The organism is Micromonospora sp. S4605, assembly GCF_003176715.1.
Lineage (GTDB): Bacteria > Actinomycetota > Actinomycetes > Mycobacteriales > Micromonosporaceae > Micromonospora > Micromonospora echinaurantiaca.
In genome coordinates this window covers 1-14520 of sequence record NZ_QGSW01000034.1, presented here as the reverse complement: position 1 = coordinate 14520, position 14520 = coordinate 1, and the positions used below count along the sequence as shown (strand labels likewise).

Annotated in this window: 16 protein-coding genes, 1 tRNA gene and 1 pseudogene; 9 read left to right on the top strand and 9 right to left on the bottom strand. The window is 73.0% G+C overall.

Going from position 1 to position 14520, the window contains the following annotated elements; translation table 11 throughout:
* Positions 1-93: 93 nt before the first annotated feature.
* Positions 94-1608, bottom strand: a complete 1515-nt coding sequence (locus DLJ47_RS01180) for a peptide deformylase (protein WP_109898258.1) — start codon at positions 1606-1608, stop codon at positions 94-96.
* 301 nt (positions 1609-1909) lie between these two features.
* On the opposite strand from DLJ47_RS01180, the gene DLJ47_RS01175 reads away from it, so the two are divergent.
* Complete coding sequence (locus DLJ47_RS01175; protein ID WP_109898257.1) at positions 1910-2692, top strand: IucA/IucC family C-terminal-domain containing protein; 783 nt, start codon at positions 1910-1912, stop codon at positions 2690-2692.
* Positions 2693-2719: 27 nt separating this feature from the next.
* Here the strand turns inward: DLJ47_RS01175 and DLJ47_RS01170 are convergent, their stop codons facing one another.
* Positions 2720-4546 carry a hypothetical protein gene (locus DLJ47_RS01170; RefSeq protein WP_109898256.1) on the bottom strand — a complete coding sequence of 609 codons (1827 nt, stop codon included), beginning with the start codon at positions 4544-4546 and terminating at the stop codon, positions 2720-2722.
* A 211-nt stretch (positions 4547-4757) separates the two neighbouring features.
* Between DLJ47_RS01170 and DLJ47_RS01165 the strand changes: the two genes are divergently transcribed.
* On the top strand, positions 4758-5468 hold the full coding sequence (locus DLJ47_RS01165) for a class I SAM-dependent methyltransferase (protein WP_109898255.1): 711 nt from the start codon (positions 4758-4760) through the stop codon (positions 5466-5468).
* A gap of 98 nt (positions 5469-5566) precedes the next feature.
* Here the strand turns inward: DLJ47_RS01165 and DLJ47_RS01160 are convergent, their stop codons facing one another.
* Positions 5567-6100 (bottom strand): YbhB/YbcL family Raf kinase inhibitor-like protein, encoded by a 534-nt coding sequence (locus tag DLJ47_RS01160; RefSeq protein WP_109898254.1) that lies wholly within the window; start codon positions 6098-6100, stop codon positions 5567-5569.
* A gap of 146 nt (positions 6101-6246) precedes the next feature.
* Here DLJ47_RS01160 and DLJ47_RS01155 point away from each other — a divergent pair, with 146 nt between their 5' ends.
* A complete protein-coding gene (locus DLJ47_RS01155) occupies positions 6247-6432 on the top strand; it encodes a hypothetical protein (RefSeq protein WP_109898253.1) in 186 nt (61 codons plus the stop codon).
* 48 nt (positions 6433-6480) lie between these two features.
* Positions 6481-6822: a VOC family protein gene (locus tag DLJ47_RS01150; RefSeq protein ID WP_109898252.1), complete on the top strand. Its 342-nt coding sequence runs from the start codon at positions 6481-6483 to the stop codon at positions 6820-6822.
* Between the two features lie 108 nt (positions 6823-6930).
* Here DLJ47_RS01150 and DLJ47_RS01145 read toward each other — a convergent pair whose 3' ends face one another.
* From DLJ47_RS01145 to DLJ47_RS01130, 4 genes are all read right to left on the bottom strand, one after another.
* Positions 6931-7830 (bottom strand): 2-hydroxyacid dehydrogenase, encoded by a 900-nt coding sequence (locus DLJ47_RS01145; protein ID WP_396777682.1) that lies wholly within the window; start codon positions 7828-7830, stop codon positions 6931-6933.
* A 148-nt stretch (positions 7831-7978) separates the two neighbouring features.
* Entirely contained in the window at positions 7979-8353 is a 375-nt protein-coding gene (locus DLJ47_RS01140; protein WP_233257599.1) for a transcriptional regulator, read from the bottom strand.
* A complete protein-coding gene (locus DLJ47_RS01135) occupies positions 8350-9045 on the bottom strand; it encodes a hypothetical protein (protein WP_109898250.1) in 696 nt (231 codons plus the stop codon). Before DLJ47_RS01135 ends, DLJ47_RS01140 begins: the two co-directional genes overlap by 4 nt.
* Positions 9046-9269: 224 nt before the next feature.
* A tRNA-Ser gene (locus DLJ47_RS01130) sits at positions 9270-9358 on the bottom strand.
* An 86-nt stretch (positions 9359-9444) separates the two neighbouring features.
* Here DLJ47_RS01130 and DLJ47_RS01125 point away from each other — a divergent pair.
* Both DLJ47_RS01125 and DLJ47_RS01120 read left to right on the top strand, forming a co-directional pair.
* Positions 9445-9996 carry an AAA family ATPase gene (locus DLJ47_RS01125; protein WP_109898249.1) on the top strand — a complete coding sequence of 184 codons (552 nt, stop codon included), beginning with the start codon at positions 9445-9447 and terminating at the stop codon, positions 9994-9996.
* Positions 9997-10005: 9 nt separating this feature from the next.
* Entirely contained in the window at positions 10006-10983 is a 978-nt protein-coding gene (locus tag DLJ47_RS01120) for an NAD(P)H-quinone oxidoreductase (RefSeq protein ID WP_109898248.1), read from the top strand.
* A 136-nt stretch (positions 10984-11119) separates the two neighbouring features.
* Here the strand turns inward: DLJ47_RS01120 and soxR are convergent, their stop codons facing one another.
* Positions 11120-11581, bottom strand: a complete 462-nt coding sequence (gene soxR / locus DLJ47_RS01115) for a redox-sensitive transcriptional activator SoxR (protein WP_109898247.1) — start codon at positions 11579-11581, stop codon at positions 11120-11122.
* Positions 11582-11627: 46 nt separating this feature from the next.
* Between soxR and DLJ47_RS01110 the strand changes: the two genes are divergently transcribed.
* On the top strand, positions 11628-12353 hold the full coding sequence (locus tag DLJ47_RS01110) for a transketolase (RefSeq protein ID WP_109898246.1): 726 nt from the start codon (positions 11628-11630) through the stop codon (positions 12351-12353).
* A 2-nt stretch (positions 12354-12355) separates the two neighbouring features.
* Entirely contained in the window at positions 12356-13258 is a 903-nt protein-coding gene (locus tag DLJ47_RS01105; protein WP_109898245.1) for a transketolase family protein, read from the top strand.
* Positions 13259-13374: 116 nt separating this feature from the next.
* Here the strand turns inward: DLJ47_RS01105 and DLJ47_RS01100 are convergent, their stop codons facing one another.
* Complete coding sequence (locus DLJ47_RS01100; protein ID WP_109898244.1) at positions 13375-14082, bottom strand: glycosyltransferase family 2 protein; 708 nt, start codon at positions 14080-14082, stop codon at positions 13375-13377.
* Between the two features lie 123 nt (positions 14083-14205).
* On the opposite strand from DLJ47_RS01100, the pseudogene DLJ47_RS01095 reads away from it, so the two are divergent.
* Positions 14206-14520 (top strand): annotated as a pseudogene (locus DLJ47_RS01095) (hypothetical protein); the annotation flags it as partial.

The window sequence follows — 14520 nt, the reverse complement described above, 5'->3', positions numbered from 1 at the left end:
GGCCGGGCGCGCGTGGTCGGGCGGACCGGCACCGCCCGCCCGACCACGCCCGCCCGGCCGTCCTTTCCCACCCGGGCGGGCGTGGTCGCCGCGTCAGTAGCGCCAGGGGTGCCCCGTCTCCCGGTACTCCTCGACCGGCACCAGCGGCACGCCGGGTGCCATCCGGTCGACGTAGAGCCGCCCCTCCAGGTGGTCGATCTCGTGCGCGACGAGGCGGGCCATGCCGAACTCGTACGAGGTGATGATCCGGCTGCCGTCGTACTGGGCGTGCTCCACGTCGATCCGCAGCGACCGGGGCACCAGGCCACGATGGTCGAAGAAGGAGAGGCAGCCCTCGTACTGCTCGTCGGCGTCCGGGGCGGCGTCGACCACCCGGGGGTTGAGCAGCACGACCGGCTCGGCGGTGCGGTCCGGCGGCCGGACCACCGCGGCGGCCAAGCCGATGCCGAGCTGCGGCGCGGCGATGCCGACCCCCTTGCTGAACGGGTGCAGCTCGTCCAGGCGGACCAGCACCGAGCAGAGCCGGTCGACCACGCTGCGGGCCACCTGCTCGTCGCGGGGCAGATCGAACGGGCGGGCCGGCTGGCGGAGCAGGTCGGCGCCGCGTTGCACGATGCCGATGCCGCGCATCCGGTCGCTGGGCCGGATCCGGCCGCCGTCCGGCTCGGGCTCCGGCCGGCCGCGGAACCGCCACTGCATCCGGTAGCGGGCGTTCAGCGGCGGGTCGTCGGTGGCCCAGTCGAACAGCGCCCGGTCGCCGGCGTCGTGCCGGATCACCGCTGTACGCAGCGGGCCCTCCTCCGCCGAGAGCGAGGTCTCCACGCCCCAGACCTGCGGGTCGAGCCCCGCCGGCAGGTCCAGGCGTACGGCGAGGTGCCGGGTGGGCAGCCGGACCGCCCGCTGGAACCAGGGGCCCCACTTGTCCTGCCCGACGTGGTACGCGTACTCGATGGTGGCCCGGTCGCCGGGGTAGAGCGGGAACCGCCGTTCGGCGTTCTCGAAGAGCAGCCAGATTTCCTTGAAGGCGTCCCGGTCGTGCTTGGCCCGCCAGTGCATCGCCTCGCGCTCGCCGCCGTCCTCCCGGTACGCCCGCAGTTGCAGCTCGGCGAAGGTGAGCGGGTGTTCCCGGTGGTGCCGGTTGGACCGGCCGGGGTCGTTCGGGTAGCGGTCGACGGCGACCCGGACCAGGTACCGGGTGACCGGTTCGGTGCCCGCGTTGTAGAGCTCCCGGCGGATGACGCAGCGGTAGCCGTCGTCGGTGTGGGTGAGGGTGGCCAGTTCCCGCTCGACCACCAGGCCGGTGCCCGGCGGCAGCCACTGGCCGGGCAGCGGGGGATCGCGGTGCCCCTTCTCGGCGCGCGCGTGGCGGAGGTCGTCGTACTCCCGGAAGCGCTGCCAGATCGCGCCGCTGGCCTCCAGCACCGCCTCCGCGCGGCGCGCGAAGTCCTCGGTGGGCCGGTGTCGGCGGCCTTCGACGTGGCTGACGTAGGACGGGTCGAACCCCATCAGGGTGGCGAGCTGTTTCTTGGACAGCCCCCGCCCGGTTCGCTGCCGCGCGAGTTCGGCGGCGAAGGAGTCGGCAGCCCGATCGAGCGGTGAGGTCGTCATCAGCTTCCTCGTGGCCGGGAGTATCAGTTTCACGTTCCGTGGCCGGGCAGATACGAAACTGCCACCTTGCCGACACGAGGCTTGACTGTCCAGCGACGTCTGTCGATACTGTGCGCTCGCCGTCGGCATCAGCGGCGTTTTTCGTCCCGACCGCCGGGTAGTAGGCCGACGCCGACCGGAGTGACCGGGGCCTCCCCCCACCGACCCAGGTGAGGCTTCCCTTAGCGCCCGAGGCGTGGTTAGGCTAGCCTTAGCTCAGCAGGGGCGCTTCGGACGGGGGACGATTCGGATGACAGCGGTGATGCCGGGGCGCCAGGTCGCCACCGCACCGCTCGCGCCGGTCACCGCCACCCTGCGGGCCATGTTCGGCACCGACGACGTGCCCGGCCTGATGCCCGGCCTGCTGGTCACCGACGAGTACGGCTGGAGCCCGGCCACCACCCTGGTCGACGGCAGCCGGCTGTCCGAGTTCCTGCACGCCGCCACGCTGCGCTGGGGCGGCACCCCGCACGCCTGCGCCGCACTGGCCTGGAAGTCGTACAGCTACTGGACCGCGCTGCCGGTGGTGCTCGGCTGGGCGTCCGCCCGGCGGGTGCCGCTGTTCGACCCGGCCGACGTGCTGATCCACTTCGAGGACCACCGCCCGCTGCTCACCCTGGGCCTGCGCCGCTCGACCACCGTCGCGGTGCTGCCCGGCGACCCGCTGTCGGTCTCCGGCCTGCCCGAGGTGCGGGTGATGGCCGGCGAGGCGGAGCTGCTCGGCGCGCTGCGCGCCTCCCTGCTCGACGCCCACCTGGCCCCGATGATCGAGGCGATCCAGGCCGAGGTGCGGATCGGCACCCGGACCCTGCTCGGGTCGGTCGCCTCCGGCATCGCGCACGGCATCCTGCGGGCCGCCGACGGGCTGCCCGGCTCCTCCGTCGAGACCATCGACACCCTGCTCACCGCGCTCGACCTGCGCGACCTGGTGGAGCTGGTGCCCGGCCCGGCGGGCGAGCCGACGGTGCAGCGGCGCACCTGCTGCCTGGCCTTCACCCTGCCGAAGCCGAAGATCTGCCAGGGCTGCTGCGTCCGCCAGTCCTGACCCTGATCGCCGACGTCACGCGGGCGGTCAGTCGGTGAGCGCGCGCACGTCCCAGACCCAGACGCCGCCAATGCGCCCCGGCCGGATCCCGGTCAGCTCGATCATCCCCCGGCGCAGCGCGACGGACTGCGGGTGCGGGCCGAGGATCACCACGCCCGCCCGCCAGTACCGCAGGTCGTCGACCGCGTCCACCCGCGCCTGCGGGGTGATCGGCGGCACCGCGCCGGTGCTCTGGATGATGTCGAAGAAGCTGCTGGTCGGCCGGGGTGGGGCGGTGAACAGGGCCGCTCCGCGCTCCGGGCTGTCCGGGCGGGTGTCCGGCCCGAGGAAGTAGCCCCGCGCGATCGGCATCTCCAGCCGGGTCATCGCGGACCAGCGCAGCGGTTCGGCGTAGGTGCTGTCCGGCAGCGGCAGCGTCACCACACTCCGGCCGCCGGCCACGTACGGCCGCCACGCCCCGGAGGTGACGAAGGTGGGCACCGCGTCGAGCCGTTCCGCCGGCAGCGGGGTGGGCAGCAGCGGGAGCAGGGCCATGGTCAGCACGGTGGCGGTGGCGAACCGGAGCTGCGGCCGGGCGGTGGGGAACCGGGCGGCGAGCGTACGGACGCACTCCGCGCCGTACGCGAGCAGCAACCCGATCACCGGGGTGAGCGCCAGCGACCACCGGGTCGGCACCACCGAGTGCAGGATCGGCAGGTTCTCCAGCGCCGCCCACGGGCCCGGGATGCCGGTCTCCCGGCCGTTGAAGCGGATCTCCCGACCGAGCGAGAGCAGGCCGAGGAGGAGCCCCAGCGCGGCCAGGCCGAGCACCACCACGTTACGCCGCAGCCACCAGACCAGCGCCACCACCAGCACCGCCAGCGGCCAGCCGAAGAAGGCGTTCTCCTCGGTCGGGTTCCGGGCCAGCCCGGCCGCGCTGCGCTCGTCGCCGGCCAGCGATTCCCGGGAGAAGGCGACGAACGACACCAGGTCGGTGGAGTAGCCCCGGATCAGCCGGGACAGCCCCTGGTAGGCGCCGGGACCGAAGAGCTGCACGTAGAGCGGGTACGCCAGGACCACCGCGCTGGCCGCGGCGGCCACGCCCAGCCCGGCGAGGAAGGGGCGGGCGCGCCGGCGCAGGGCGGGCCGGCCGAGGGCGAGCGCGGCGACCACCACGCCCAGGCCGATCGCGGTCATCAGCAGGATCTCGAGGTTGAGGAAGGACTGCCAGACGATCACCAGCGCGAGCAGCAGCCCGTTGCGCAGCCAGCGGCCGGGCTCGGCCAGCCGTACGGTGCGCCAGACGATCAGCGGAACGACGAACTGGGACACGATGTTCGGGTGGGCGTTGGCGTGCGACACCATCGCCGGTGCGTACGCACAGAAGGCGGCGCCCAGCCAGGCCGGCCCGCGGGCACCGACGAGCACCCGGGAGAGGACGAAGTACCAGGCGGTGGCCGTGGCGATCATGCCGGCGGTGAGGAAGAGCAGGAATGCGGCGCGCGGGCCGAGCAGGACGGTGACCGGTGTCATTGGCAATGAAACGGATAATACCGACGTATTTGCCATCAAATTGACGCCGTCCGGGACGTTCATCCGGTCGGAGAAGAACGGATAGGCAAAATCGGTCACGACCCGCGCGCCGTGCGCCATCATCCACTCGAACTGCGCCTGGTCCGACGGGTTGTCCCGGATGCCCTGGCGCGGGTCGAGCCAGAGTCGCGCGGTGATCCAGAACGCCAGCGCGACGAAGCTCAGCACCGCCGCCAGGTCGACCCACCACCCGTTCCGGAGGCGTACGCCCCGGTCGGGCCCGCCCTCCGGCGGCCCGGGCGAGGGCTCGCCGGCGGGGAGGTCCGATTCGGGAGTAGTCATGACAATTCGGAGCGTAGCCACGAGAAGGTGGCACCGTGACATGTTTCGGGGTACTGCACTACCATGTGCCGGGTTCGCCGCCCGGCGATCACGCGTCCGACCCCCGACCATATTTCGGCCACCACGGTGCCCCGATTCATCCGCCCCCTGCGCGGGTGATTCACTCTGTCGGTTCAGGCGCGGGTCGAGTCATATCGTGAGGAATCGACGCATGGCAGAAATCACCGGGGATCAGCGCGTCCAGTCCGAGGTCCTGGAGGGCCTCGCGACCGCCGTCAATCACCGTCGCTGGTTCGTCGAGCTGGCCCTGCCGTACCTCGGTGACAACCCGATCGAGATCGGCAGCGGCCTGGGCGACTACGCCCTGGAGTGGGCCACCCGGCTACCCCGGTTCACCGCCACCGAGGCCGACCCGGACCGGCTGGTCTCGCTCAAGGAGCGCCTCGCCGAGCAGCCGACCATCGAGGTCCGGCAGATGCTGCTGCCGCACTCCGAGCGGGGTGACTACAGCGCGGCCGTGTCGTACAACGTGCTGGAGCACATCGAGGACCACGTGGGCGCGCTGCGCAGCATGCGCGACCTGGTCCGCCCCGGCGGGGCGGTGATCATCATCGTGCCCGCGTTCCAGTTCGCGATGAGCCCGGCGGACATCGCCACCGGTCACGTCCGGCGCTACACCAGGAAGACGCTGGCCGCGGCGATGACCGAGGCCGGTCTCGAGGTCGAGACGATCCACTACGCGAACGCGCTCGGCCTGATCGGCTACTTCATGGCCACCAAGGTCTTCCGTTTGATGCCGAAGGAGGGCCCGATGGTGAAGGTCTACGACACCCTCGTGCTGCCCGCCACCAAGGCCGCCGAGCAGCTGGTCCGCCCACCCTTCGGCCAGTCCGTCTTCGCCGTAGCCCGCGTCCCCGCCTGACCCCGGACCGGACCCGGATCCGGCCCGTCGATCATGAAGTTGTTGCCCGCCGGATCGGCGTGTCGCGGCAACAACTTCATGATCGACGAGGTCAGGGGTTACTGCTTGACCTGGTAGGTGGGGCGGGTTACGGCGCGGGCGAGGGTGTGGAAGGTGAGGTTGAAGCCGACGTAGGCGGGGGAGGCGTCGGGGGCCAGGTCGAGGCGGTCGACGTCGAGCGCGTGCACCGCGAAGACGTAGCGGTGTGGGCGGTCGCCGGCCGGCGGCGCGGCCCCGCCGTAGCCCCGCTCGCCGTAGTCGTTGCGTACGGTGAACGCGCCGCCGAGATCCGCCTCGGCGACCCCGCGCGGCAGCGACGTCACGTCGGCCGGCAGGTTGACCAGCACCCAGTGCCAGAACCCGCTGCCGGTCGGCGCGTCCGGGTCGAAGCAGGTCACCACGAAGCCCCGGGTCTCCGCCGGGAAGCCGGACCAGGCGAGCTGCGGCGAGAGGTTGTCACCCCCGACGCTGCCGTGCGCGAAGGTGACGTCCATCGGCTCGCCGTTCTGCACGTCGTCACTGGTGAGGGTGAACGACGAGACGGTCGGCAGCAGCTCGTACGGGTCCGGGGCGATCGGTCGTTCCAGGGTCATCGAACGGGTCCTTCCGGTGAACGGTTTCCTGCCCTTTCTTACCCCGCCGTCGCCCGAGGATCGACCGGAAGCTCCCGTTGTCCGGCCGATCCGCCGGTCCGGGTGGGTCCGTTGCCGGGAACAATCCTCCTCGGGAGGACCACCCCTTGACTTCCATCTGGCGTGACTTCTGCAAGGCCCTCGTCGCCGCGGTCCGCCGCCCCGACGAGGCGGCGCTGCGCGCCGAGCGCGGGCGCGCGGTGCGGCGGCTCGCCGAGCAGAAGGTCCACGAGCAGGAACGGTGGCGCGCCGGACCGGATGTGCGGCGGCCGGAGGCAGCGGACGAGGACTGAGGGTTCGCCACGCATCTGCCGTGTTCCATGAGCCGTTACCCTCGCAGGATGGCCCTCGACCTGTTCGCCGGAATACCCGTCAGCGACTACGCCGCCGCGCTGGCCTGGTACGAGCGGCTGTTCGGTTCCCCGCCCGCCTTCCTCCCCAACGACCACGAGGCGGTGTGGGGGCTCGCCGAACACCGGTGGGTGTACATCGAACAGCACCCCGACCGGGCCGGGCACGCCATGCACACCGTCTTCGTCGACGACCTCGACACCCTGCTGGCCGAGACGGCCGAGCGGGGCATCGAGCCGGCCAAGCGGGAGACGTACGCCAACGGCGTCCGGAAGGCCATCTACGTCGATCCCGACGGGAACGAGATCGGCTTCGGCGGCGCGCCGCTCTGACCGGCACCCCAGCCGACCGCCGGACCGATCCGGCGCAGGCGGGACGGCACAGGAGACCACCCCGACCCGTTCGCGCTGCCCAGGGGCGCGGTCTCGGGGGACCCGGGGCTACGGCCCGACGACGACGTTCGCGAGCGGCTCGCCCGCCGCGTATCGCCGGACCTGGTCGACCAGCAGCCGGCGGGCCCGGGGCGCCAACGCGGCGGTCAGGCCGCCGACGTGCGGGCTGATCAGCACGTTCGGCGCGGACCAGAGCGGGTGGTCGGCGGGCAGCGGCTCGGGTTCGGTGACGTCCAGGGCAGCGTGCAGCCGGCCCGCGTCGAGTTCGGCGAGCAGCGCAGCGGTGTCCACCACCCGCCCCCGCGCCACGTTCACCAGCAGGGCGCCGTCGGCCATCCGGGCGAGGAAGTCCTTGTCCACCAGGCCATCGGTCTCCGGGGTCAGCGGCATCGCCAGGATGACGACGTCCGCTCGCGGCAACAGCTCCGGAAGTTCGGAAACCGGCCGCACGCCGGGGCGGGCGCTCCGGGCCACCCGGCTGATCTCCACCTCGAACCCGGCGAGCCGGCGCTCGATCGCGGCGCCGATCGAGCCGTACCCGACGATCAGCACCCGCGCGTCGGCCAGCCCGGCCGACCAACCGGAGGCCCAGCGGCCCTCGGCCTGTGCCCGGACGAAGTCCGGCAGCCGGCGTCGGGCGGCGAGGGTGAGCGCCAGCGCCAGCTCGGCGGTGGCCGCGTCGTGCACGCCCCGGCCGTTGGCCAGCGTCAGGCCGGGCCGCAGGTACGGCAGGACGTGGTCGTAGCCGGCGGTCACCGTCTGTACCACCTTGAGCCGGGGCATCCGGGCGATCGGCTCGCAGAAGCGCGGATCGATGATCCCGTACGGCACCGCGTAGAACTCGACGTCGTCCAGGTGGCCGGGCACGGGTTGGGTGCCGTCGTACAGCGCGACGTCCAGCTCGCCGAGCTCGGTCACCGCGTCGGGGTGAGGGATCAAGTAGCGCACAGTGACGATCATGCTAGATCCCGAGCGGAACGCGGTGCGACCCGGCCATGGACACGCCCCTGACCGGCATTCGCGCCGGCCAGGGAACGTGGGAGCGGAGGGTGCGGGATTCCGGTCGCGAGCGTGGCCGCAGGGCGTCGTCGGCGAGTCAGCGCGGTGATCGGTCCTCCGGGGTGTCGGTGGTCTCGACCCGCGCGATGAGCAGCTTCAGGCGCCCGATCTCCTCGGCGAGCGCGGTGTTGCCGGCGGCGGTGAGCGTGATCCAGGTCCGGCCGCGCCGGCCGGCGTAGCCCTTTTCGACCTGGACCAGACCGGCGTTCTCCAGCACGCTCAGGTGCTGGGAGAGGTTGCCGGCGGTCAGCTTCAGCTGGGTGCGCAGGTAGCCGAACTCGACCCGGCGGGCCTCGTGCGCGATGGTGAGGATGCCGAGCCGGACCCGCTGGTGCACCACGTCGTCCAGGCCGGTGACCGGATGCGGGAATTCGGTCTCGTCCGGCTCCGGGATCTCGGCGGGGCCGGTCACCGGGGCCGCCGCAGCCGTTGCGCCAGCGCGAAGCCGGCGCTGCCCAGCAACAGCACGCCGCCGTTGATGACCAGCTGGGGGATGAACCAGGTGTGCGGGCCCCAGTGCGCGCCCCAGCCGAAGTTGATCGGCACCAGCACCACCGTCAGGTACCCGATGGTGAACAGCAGCAGCGCGACGTGCCGTTCCAGCCAGGCCAGCAAGAGCAGGGCCAACGCGATCGCGCCGGGCGGGTCGAGCAGGCGGAACAGGAACTGGGCGACGGCGGACGGCTCCTCCGGGTGGGCCAGCGGATTGAGGCGCACCCACACCGCCGCGAAGGCGAAGCCCAGCCCGACGAGCGCGACGCCGGTGACCGCGTACGGCAGCACCCGGGCGTCCACGCCCCGGGCCCGGGCCACCCGCAGGTATCCGCCGGCGATCACCGCGTACGCCAGGACCAGCGCCGCCAGCCAGTAGAACGTGACGGTCTGGAACCAGACCCGGCACACCTGGCCGTCGTCGACCGCGTGGCAGTCGTCGACGACCCGGCCGTACCGGTACGCCGGGATCGCCCCGAAGATCACCAGGGCCAGCACCAGCAGCGGCAGCCACGTGACCCGCTGGTCAAGACGAACCCGGCGCGCGAGGTCGCGCGCATCAGCCAACAGCCGGCGGGGATCGCCGCCGGCAGGTACCGAATCAGTGGTCATGCCAATAGGTTTGCATAACAAACCGATTGGCGCTAGTAGAACATCGGCGTGTGGTCTGGATCGGGCCAGCCGGCCCCGACTGCGTGTCGTTGCCGGTCCACGCCTCGCGCATCGACGGCCAGGATGCGGGGGCGCGACAGCGGATGAAGGAAGGGCTGGGCATTGAAAAACGCCCCCTGGCCGGCGTTCTCGCTGGTCAGTGGGCGTTCGGAGGTTCCGGGAAGCGGAGGGTGTGGGATTCGAACCCACGAAGGACATCGCTGCCCTTACCGGTTTTCAAGACCAGCGCCATCGGCCACTAGGCGAACCCTCCCGGGCCACGGACCCGACGGGGTACGCGGCCGTGCCTAGTCTGCCACGGCTGCCGTCCGGGCGAGCGGGCACGCCAGCCGGACTGGGATGATCGACGCCGTGTGGCAGAGCCCGACCGTCGTGCTGATCACCGGAATCATGGCCGCCGGCAAGTCCACTGTGGCCGAGGGCCTGGCCCGCCGGCTGCCCCGCGCGGTGCACCTGCGCGGCGACGTCTTCCGGCGGATGGTGGTCAGCGGCCGGGCCGAGATGACCGCCCAGCCGTCCGACGAGGCGTACCGGCAGTTGCGGCTGCGCTACGACCTGGCCGCCGCGGCGGCCGACCGCTACGCCGCCGCCGGTTTCACCGTGGTGCTCCAGGACGTCGTGATCGGCGCCGACCTGCCGGCGATGGTCGACCGGATCCGGCACCGGCCGCTGGCCGTCGTGGTGCTTGCACCCCGGCCGGAGGTGGTCGCCGCCCGCGAGCGGGACCGCCCCAAGCAGGGGTACGGAGACTGGCCGGTCGCCGACCTCGACGCCGACCTACGGACACAGACGCCTCGGATCGGGCTCTGGCTGGACACCTCGGCGCAGACCCCGGAGCAGACGGTGGACGAGATCCTGGCCCGGGCGTGGACCGACGGCCGGGTGGGGTAGACACGACACATGCGCGCGATCACGATCCCGGAACCCGGTGGACCCGAGGCACTGGTCTGGAGCGAGGTCCCCGACCCCGAGCCCGGCCCGGGCGAGGTGGTGGTGGACGTGCGGGCCAGCGCGGTCAACCGGGCGGATCTGCTGCAACGGCAGGGGCACTACCCACCGCCGCCCGGCGCGTCCGCGTACCCCGGTCTGGAGTGCGCCGGGGTGATCGGCGCGCTCGGTCCCGACGTGACCGGGTGGCGGGTCGGCCAGGAGGTCTGCGCCCTGCTGGCCGGCGGCGGGTACGCGGAGCGGGTCGCCGTGCCGGCCGGCCAGCTGCTGCCGGTGCCGGCCGGGGTCGACCCGGTCGACGCCGCCGCGCTGCCCGAGGTGGCCTGCACGGTCTGGTCGAACGTGGTGCGGCTGGCCGGGCTCGGCGCGGGCGAGACGCTGCTGGTGCACGGCGGGGGCAGCGGCATCGGCACCTTCGCCATCCAGCTCGGGGCGGCGCTGGGCGCGACCGTGGTGGTGACCGCCCGGAAGACCAAGCACCAGGTGCTGCGCGAGCTGGGTGCCGCGCACACGGTCGACTACCGGGAGCAGGATTTCGTCGAGGAGGTCCGGCGGGTCACCGAGGGCCGGGGCGCGGACGTCATTCTCGACATCATGGGCGCCTCCTACCTGGGCCGGAACGTGGCGGCGCTGGCCACCGGCGGCCGGCTGGTGGTGATCGGCATGCAGGGCGGGCGCAAGGGCGAACTGGACCTCGGCGCGCTGCTGGCCAAGCGGGGCACGGTGGCGGCGACGGCGCTGCGGTCCCGGCCGGTCGCGGAGAAAGCGGAGATCGTCCGCGGGGTCCGCGAACAGGTCTGGCCGCTGATCGAGGCGGGCCGGATCCGGCCGATCGTGGACCGCCGGCTGCCGATGAGTCGGGCCGTCGAGGCGCACCAGCTCTGCGAGACCAGCGAGCACGTGGGCAAGGTCCTGCTCACCACGGGATGACGCGCGGCGGCTTGTCCGGCGCCGCGCGTGCCGGAGCAGGCGATCCGGACGCCCGGCACCGAACCGGGGGCCGGATCGGCCGCCCGGACAGGCCGGCATCGCGCGCCTGCCGGGTCGGCCGCCGGACGGGGCAGGATCAGGCCGGAGCCGGCTCGGCGGCCGGACGGGGCAGCATCAGGCGCGGGCCGGGACCCTCACCGGCCAGCGCGTCGCTGGGGTTGCTGAGGGTGCAGCGCTGCAACGACAGGCAGCCGCAGCCGATGCAGCTGTCGAGGTCGTCGCGGAGCTTGGTCAGCAGCCGGATCTTCTCGTCCAGCCGCTCCCGCCAGACGGTGGAGAGCCGCGACCAGTCGTCAGCGGTGGGCGTACGCGAGGCGGGCAGTGACTCCAGCGCGGCCCGGATCTCGTCCAGCGAGATGCCGACCTGCTGGGAGATCCGGATGAAGGCCACCCGGCGCAGCTCGCTGCGGGCGTACCGGCGCTGGTTGCCGCCGGTGCGTTCGGCCCGGATCAGCCCGAGCCGCTCGTAGTAGCGCAGCGCCGAGGGCGCCACCCCGCTGCGGTCGGAGAGCTGGCCGATGGTCAGAGACTCGTGCATCACGTCGCCTTGAGTTGAAGTCCACTTCAACTTGCAGGCTATCCGCATGACCACGATGACCGCCAGTACGGGCCGGGCCGGCGCCCCGCCCGGGCCACGGCTCCCCGCGCCGGTGGCTCCGCTGCTCGACCGGATCCGGGCCGGCCGCGAGTTCGGCGCCAACGTCTACTCCACGGTCGACGTGCTCTGGGTGCTCTACGACCGGATCCTCCGGATCACCCCGGCCACCGTCGACGACCCGGAACGGGACCGCTTCCTGCTCTCCAAGGGCCACGCCGTGGCCGGTTACTACGCGGTGCTCGCCGCCAAGGGCTTCGTCCCGCTCGACTGGCTCGACGACCAGGGCGGACCGGCCAGCCGGCTCGGCGACCACCCGGACCGGCTCCTGGTGCCCGGCGTGGAGATCGGCTCCGGCTCGCTCGGTCACGGCCTCGGGCTCGGCGTGGGCACCGCGCTCGGGCTGCGCGCCCAGGGCCTGCTCACGCCCCGGGTCTACGTGCTGCTCGGCGACGCGGAACTGGACGAGGGCTCCAACCACGAGGCGATCGCGTACGCCGGGGCGACCGGACTGGGCAACCTGACCGCCGTCGTGGTGGACAACTCCTCGGCCACCCACGGCTGGCCGGGCGGCGCGGCGGCCCGGTTCACCGTGAACGGCTGGACCGCCGCCACCGTCGACGGACGCGACCACGACGCCCTGCACACCGCCCTGACCGGGCAGGACAACCACCGGCCGCACGTCGTCGTCGCGGCCGTCGACTCCGGGGAGTGACCATGCGGGACAGCTTCGTCGACACCACCACCGCGCTGCTGGCCGAGGATCCGCGTACCGCGCTGGTGCTCGCCGACATCTCCGCCGCCGCGTTCACCCCGGCCGCCCGGCGGCACCCGGACCGGGTGCTCAACGTCGGGATCCGGGAACAACTGATGGTCGGCGTGGCCGGCGGGCTGGCGCTGACCGGGCTGCGGCCGATCGTGCACAGCTACGCGCCGTTCCTCGTCGAGCGGGCGTACGAGCAGCTCAAGCTGGACCTGGACCACCAGGGGGCGAGCGCCGTGCTGGTCAGCGTCGGCGCGTCGTACGACCGGGCGGCCGCCGGGCGCACCCACCTCGCCCCGGCCGACGTGTCGCTGATCGACACGCTGCACGACTGGACCGTGCACGTTCCCGGACACCCGGGCGAGGTGCCGGCACTGCTGCGGGCTGCGGTGGCCGCCGACGGGTCGGCGTACCTGCGCCTCTCCACGCTGCACAACGACCGGCCGCGCCCCGGCGACGGCACGCTCGACCTGGTCCGGGACGCCGGCCCGGGCGCGCCGCTGCTGGTCGCGGTCGGGCCGGTGCTGGACGCCGCGCTCGCCGCGGTGGCGGACCTGGGGGTCTCGGTGGCGTACACCCACCGACCCCGGCCGTTCGACGTCGCGGGGCTGCGGGCGCTGGCCGGCACCGAGGTGATCCTGGTCGAGCCCTACCTGGCCGGGACGTCGGCTCGGGTGGTGTCGGCGGCGCTGGCCGACCGGCCGCACCGGCTGCTCGCGCTCGGGGTGGCTCGGCAGGAGCTGCGCCGCTACGGCTCGCCCGAGGACCACACCCGCTGGCACGGGCTGGACGCGGCGGGGCTGCGCCGCTCGGTGAGCGAGTTCCTGGCGCCGGCCCTCACGCCGGCCGGCCGCTGAGCGGCCACGCGGAGCAGGCCCACCCGAGGGGCGGGCTGAGCGTTCAGGCAGGGGATGGCCCGCCCCCGGGCCGGGTGGCCACGCGGAGCGGCCCGCCCCACCGGCGGGCCGGGAAGTCAGCGGGTCGGGGTGCCGGCGGGGCGGCGGCGGGTGCGCTCGCGGCCGAGGATCCAGAGCGCCTCGACCCCGTCCTTCCAGGTGATCTTCTTGCCCTCCTCGCGACCGCGGGCGCGGTAGCTGATCGGCACCTCGTACGGCCGGATCCGGCGGCGCAGCAGCTTGCCGGTCACCTCGGCCTCCATCCCGAAGCCCCGGGAGCGGATGTCGAGCGAGCGGTAGAGCGCCACCGGCATCAACTTGAAGCAGGTCTCCAGGTCGCCGATGTAGGAGTTGAACAACACGTTCGCCGCCATCGTGACGCCCTTGTTGCCCATCACGTACCAGAAGCTGTAGGCGCTGTGGCTGCCGAAGGTCCGATTGCCGTAGACCACCGTGGCCCGGCCGTCGAGCACCGGGTCGAGCAGCTTGGGGATGTCCTGCGGGTCGTACTCCAGGTCGGCGTCGAGGATGACCATGTAGTCGCCCTCGGCGTTGTCGACGGCGGTCTTGATGGCCGCGCCCTTGCCCGCGTTGCGTGGGTGGGTGACGACCCGCAGCCGCGCGTCGTCGGCGCGGCCGAGGATCTCACCGGTGCCGTCCCGGCTGCCGTCGTCGACCACGACCAGCTCGATCTCGCACGGGTAATCGACCGCCAATGCCTGCTTCAGGGCATCCGCGATGCGTTCTTCCTCGTTGTAGACCGGCATGAGGATCGAGAGCTTCACGGGAATCTCCACGGTGGCGACAATATGTCGGGCCTAGCCTAGCCTGGCAGGTCAGCGCGGTGGTGGCCGCCACCGCGGGCGTCGGCCACCGCGGCGGGCGGCCGATGGTGTTTACTTCCGGCCATGTCGGCAGCCGGCTACCCGCTCGCCCTGGCCCCCGTCGCCGCGCTTCTTCTGCTGACCGTCACACTGCGACCGGCCGCGCCGGGCACCGTGGCGCCGCTGCGGTTGGCCGTCGTCCGGGCCGCCCTGGTGACCGGTGCCTACGCGGTGCTCACGGTGGAACTGCTCGGCGCGCTGCGGCTGCTCACCGTGCCCGCGTTCGCGGTCGCCTGGCTGCTCTTCCTGGCCGCCGCGGGCGCGGCCGCGAGCTGGCGCCGCCGCCGGGACGCGGACCCGGCCGGCGCGGTCGCCGCCGCCCGGCCCGGTGCGCTGGTC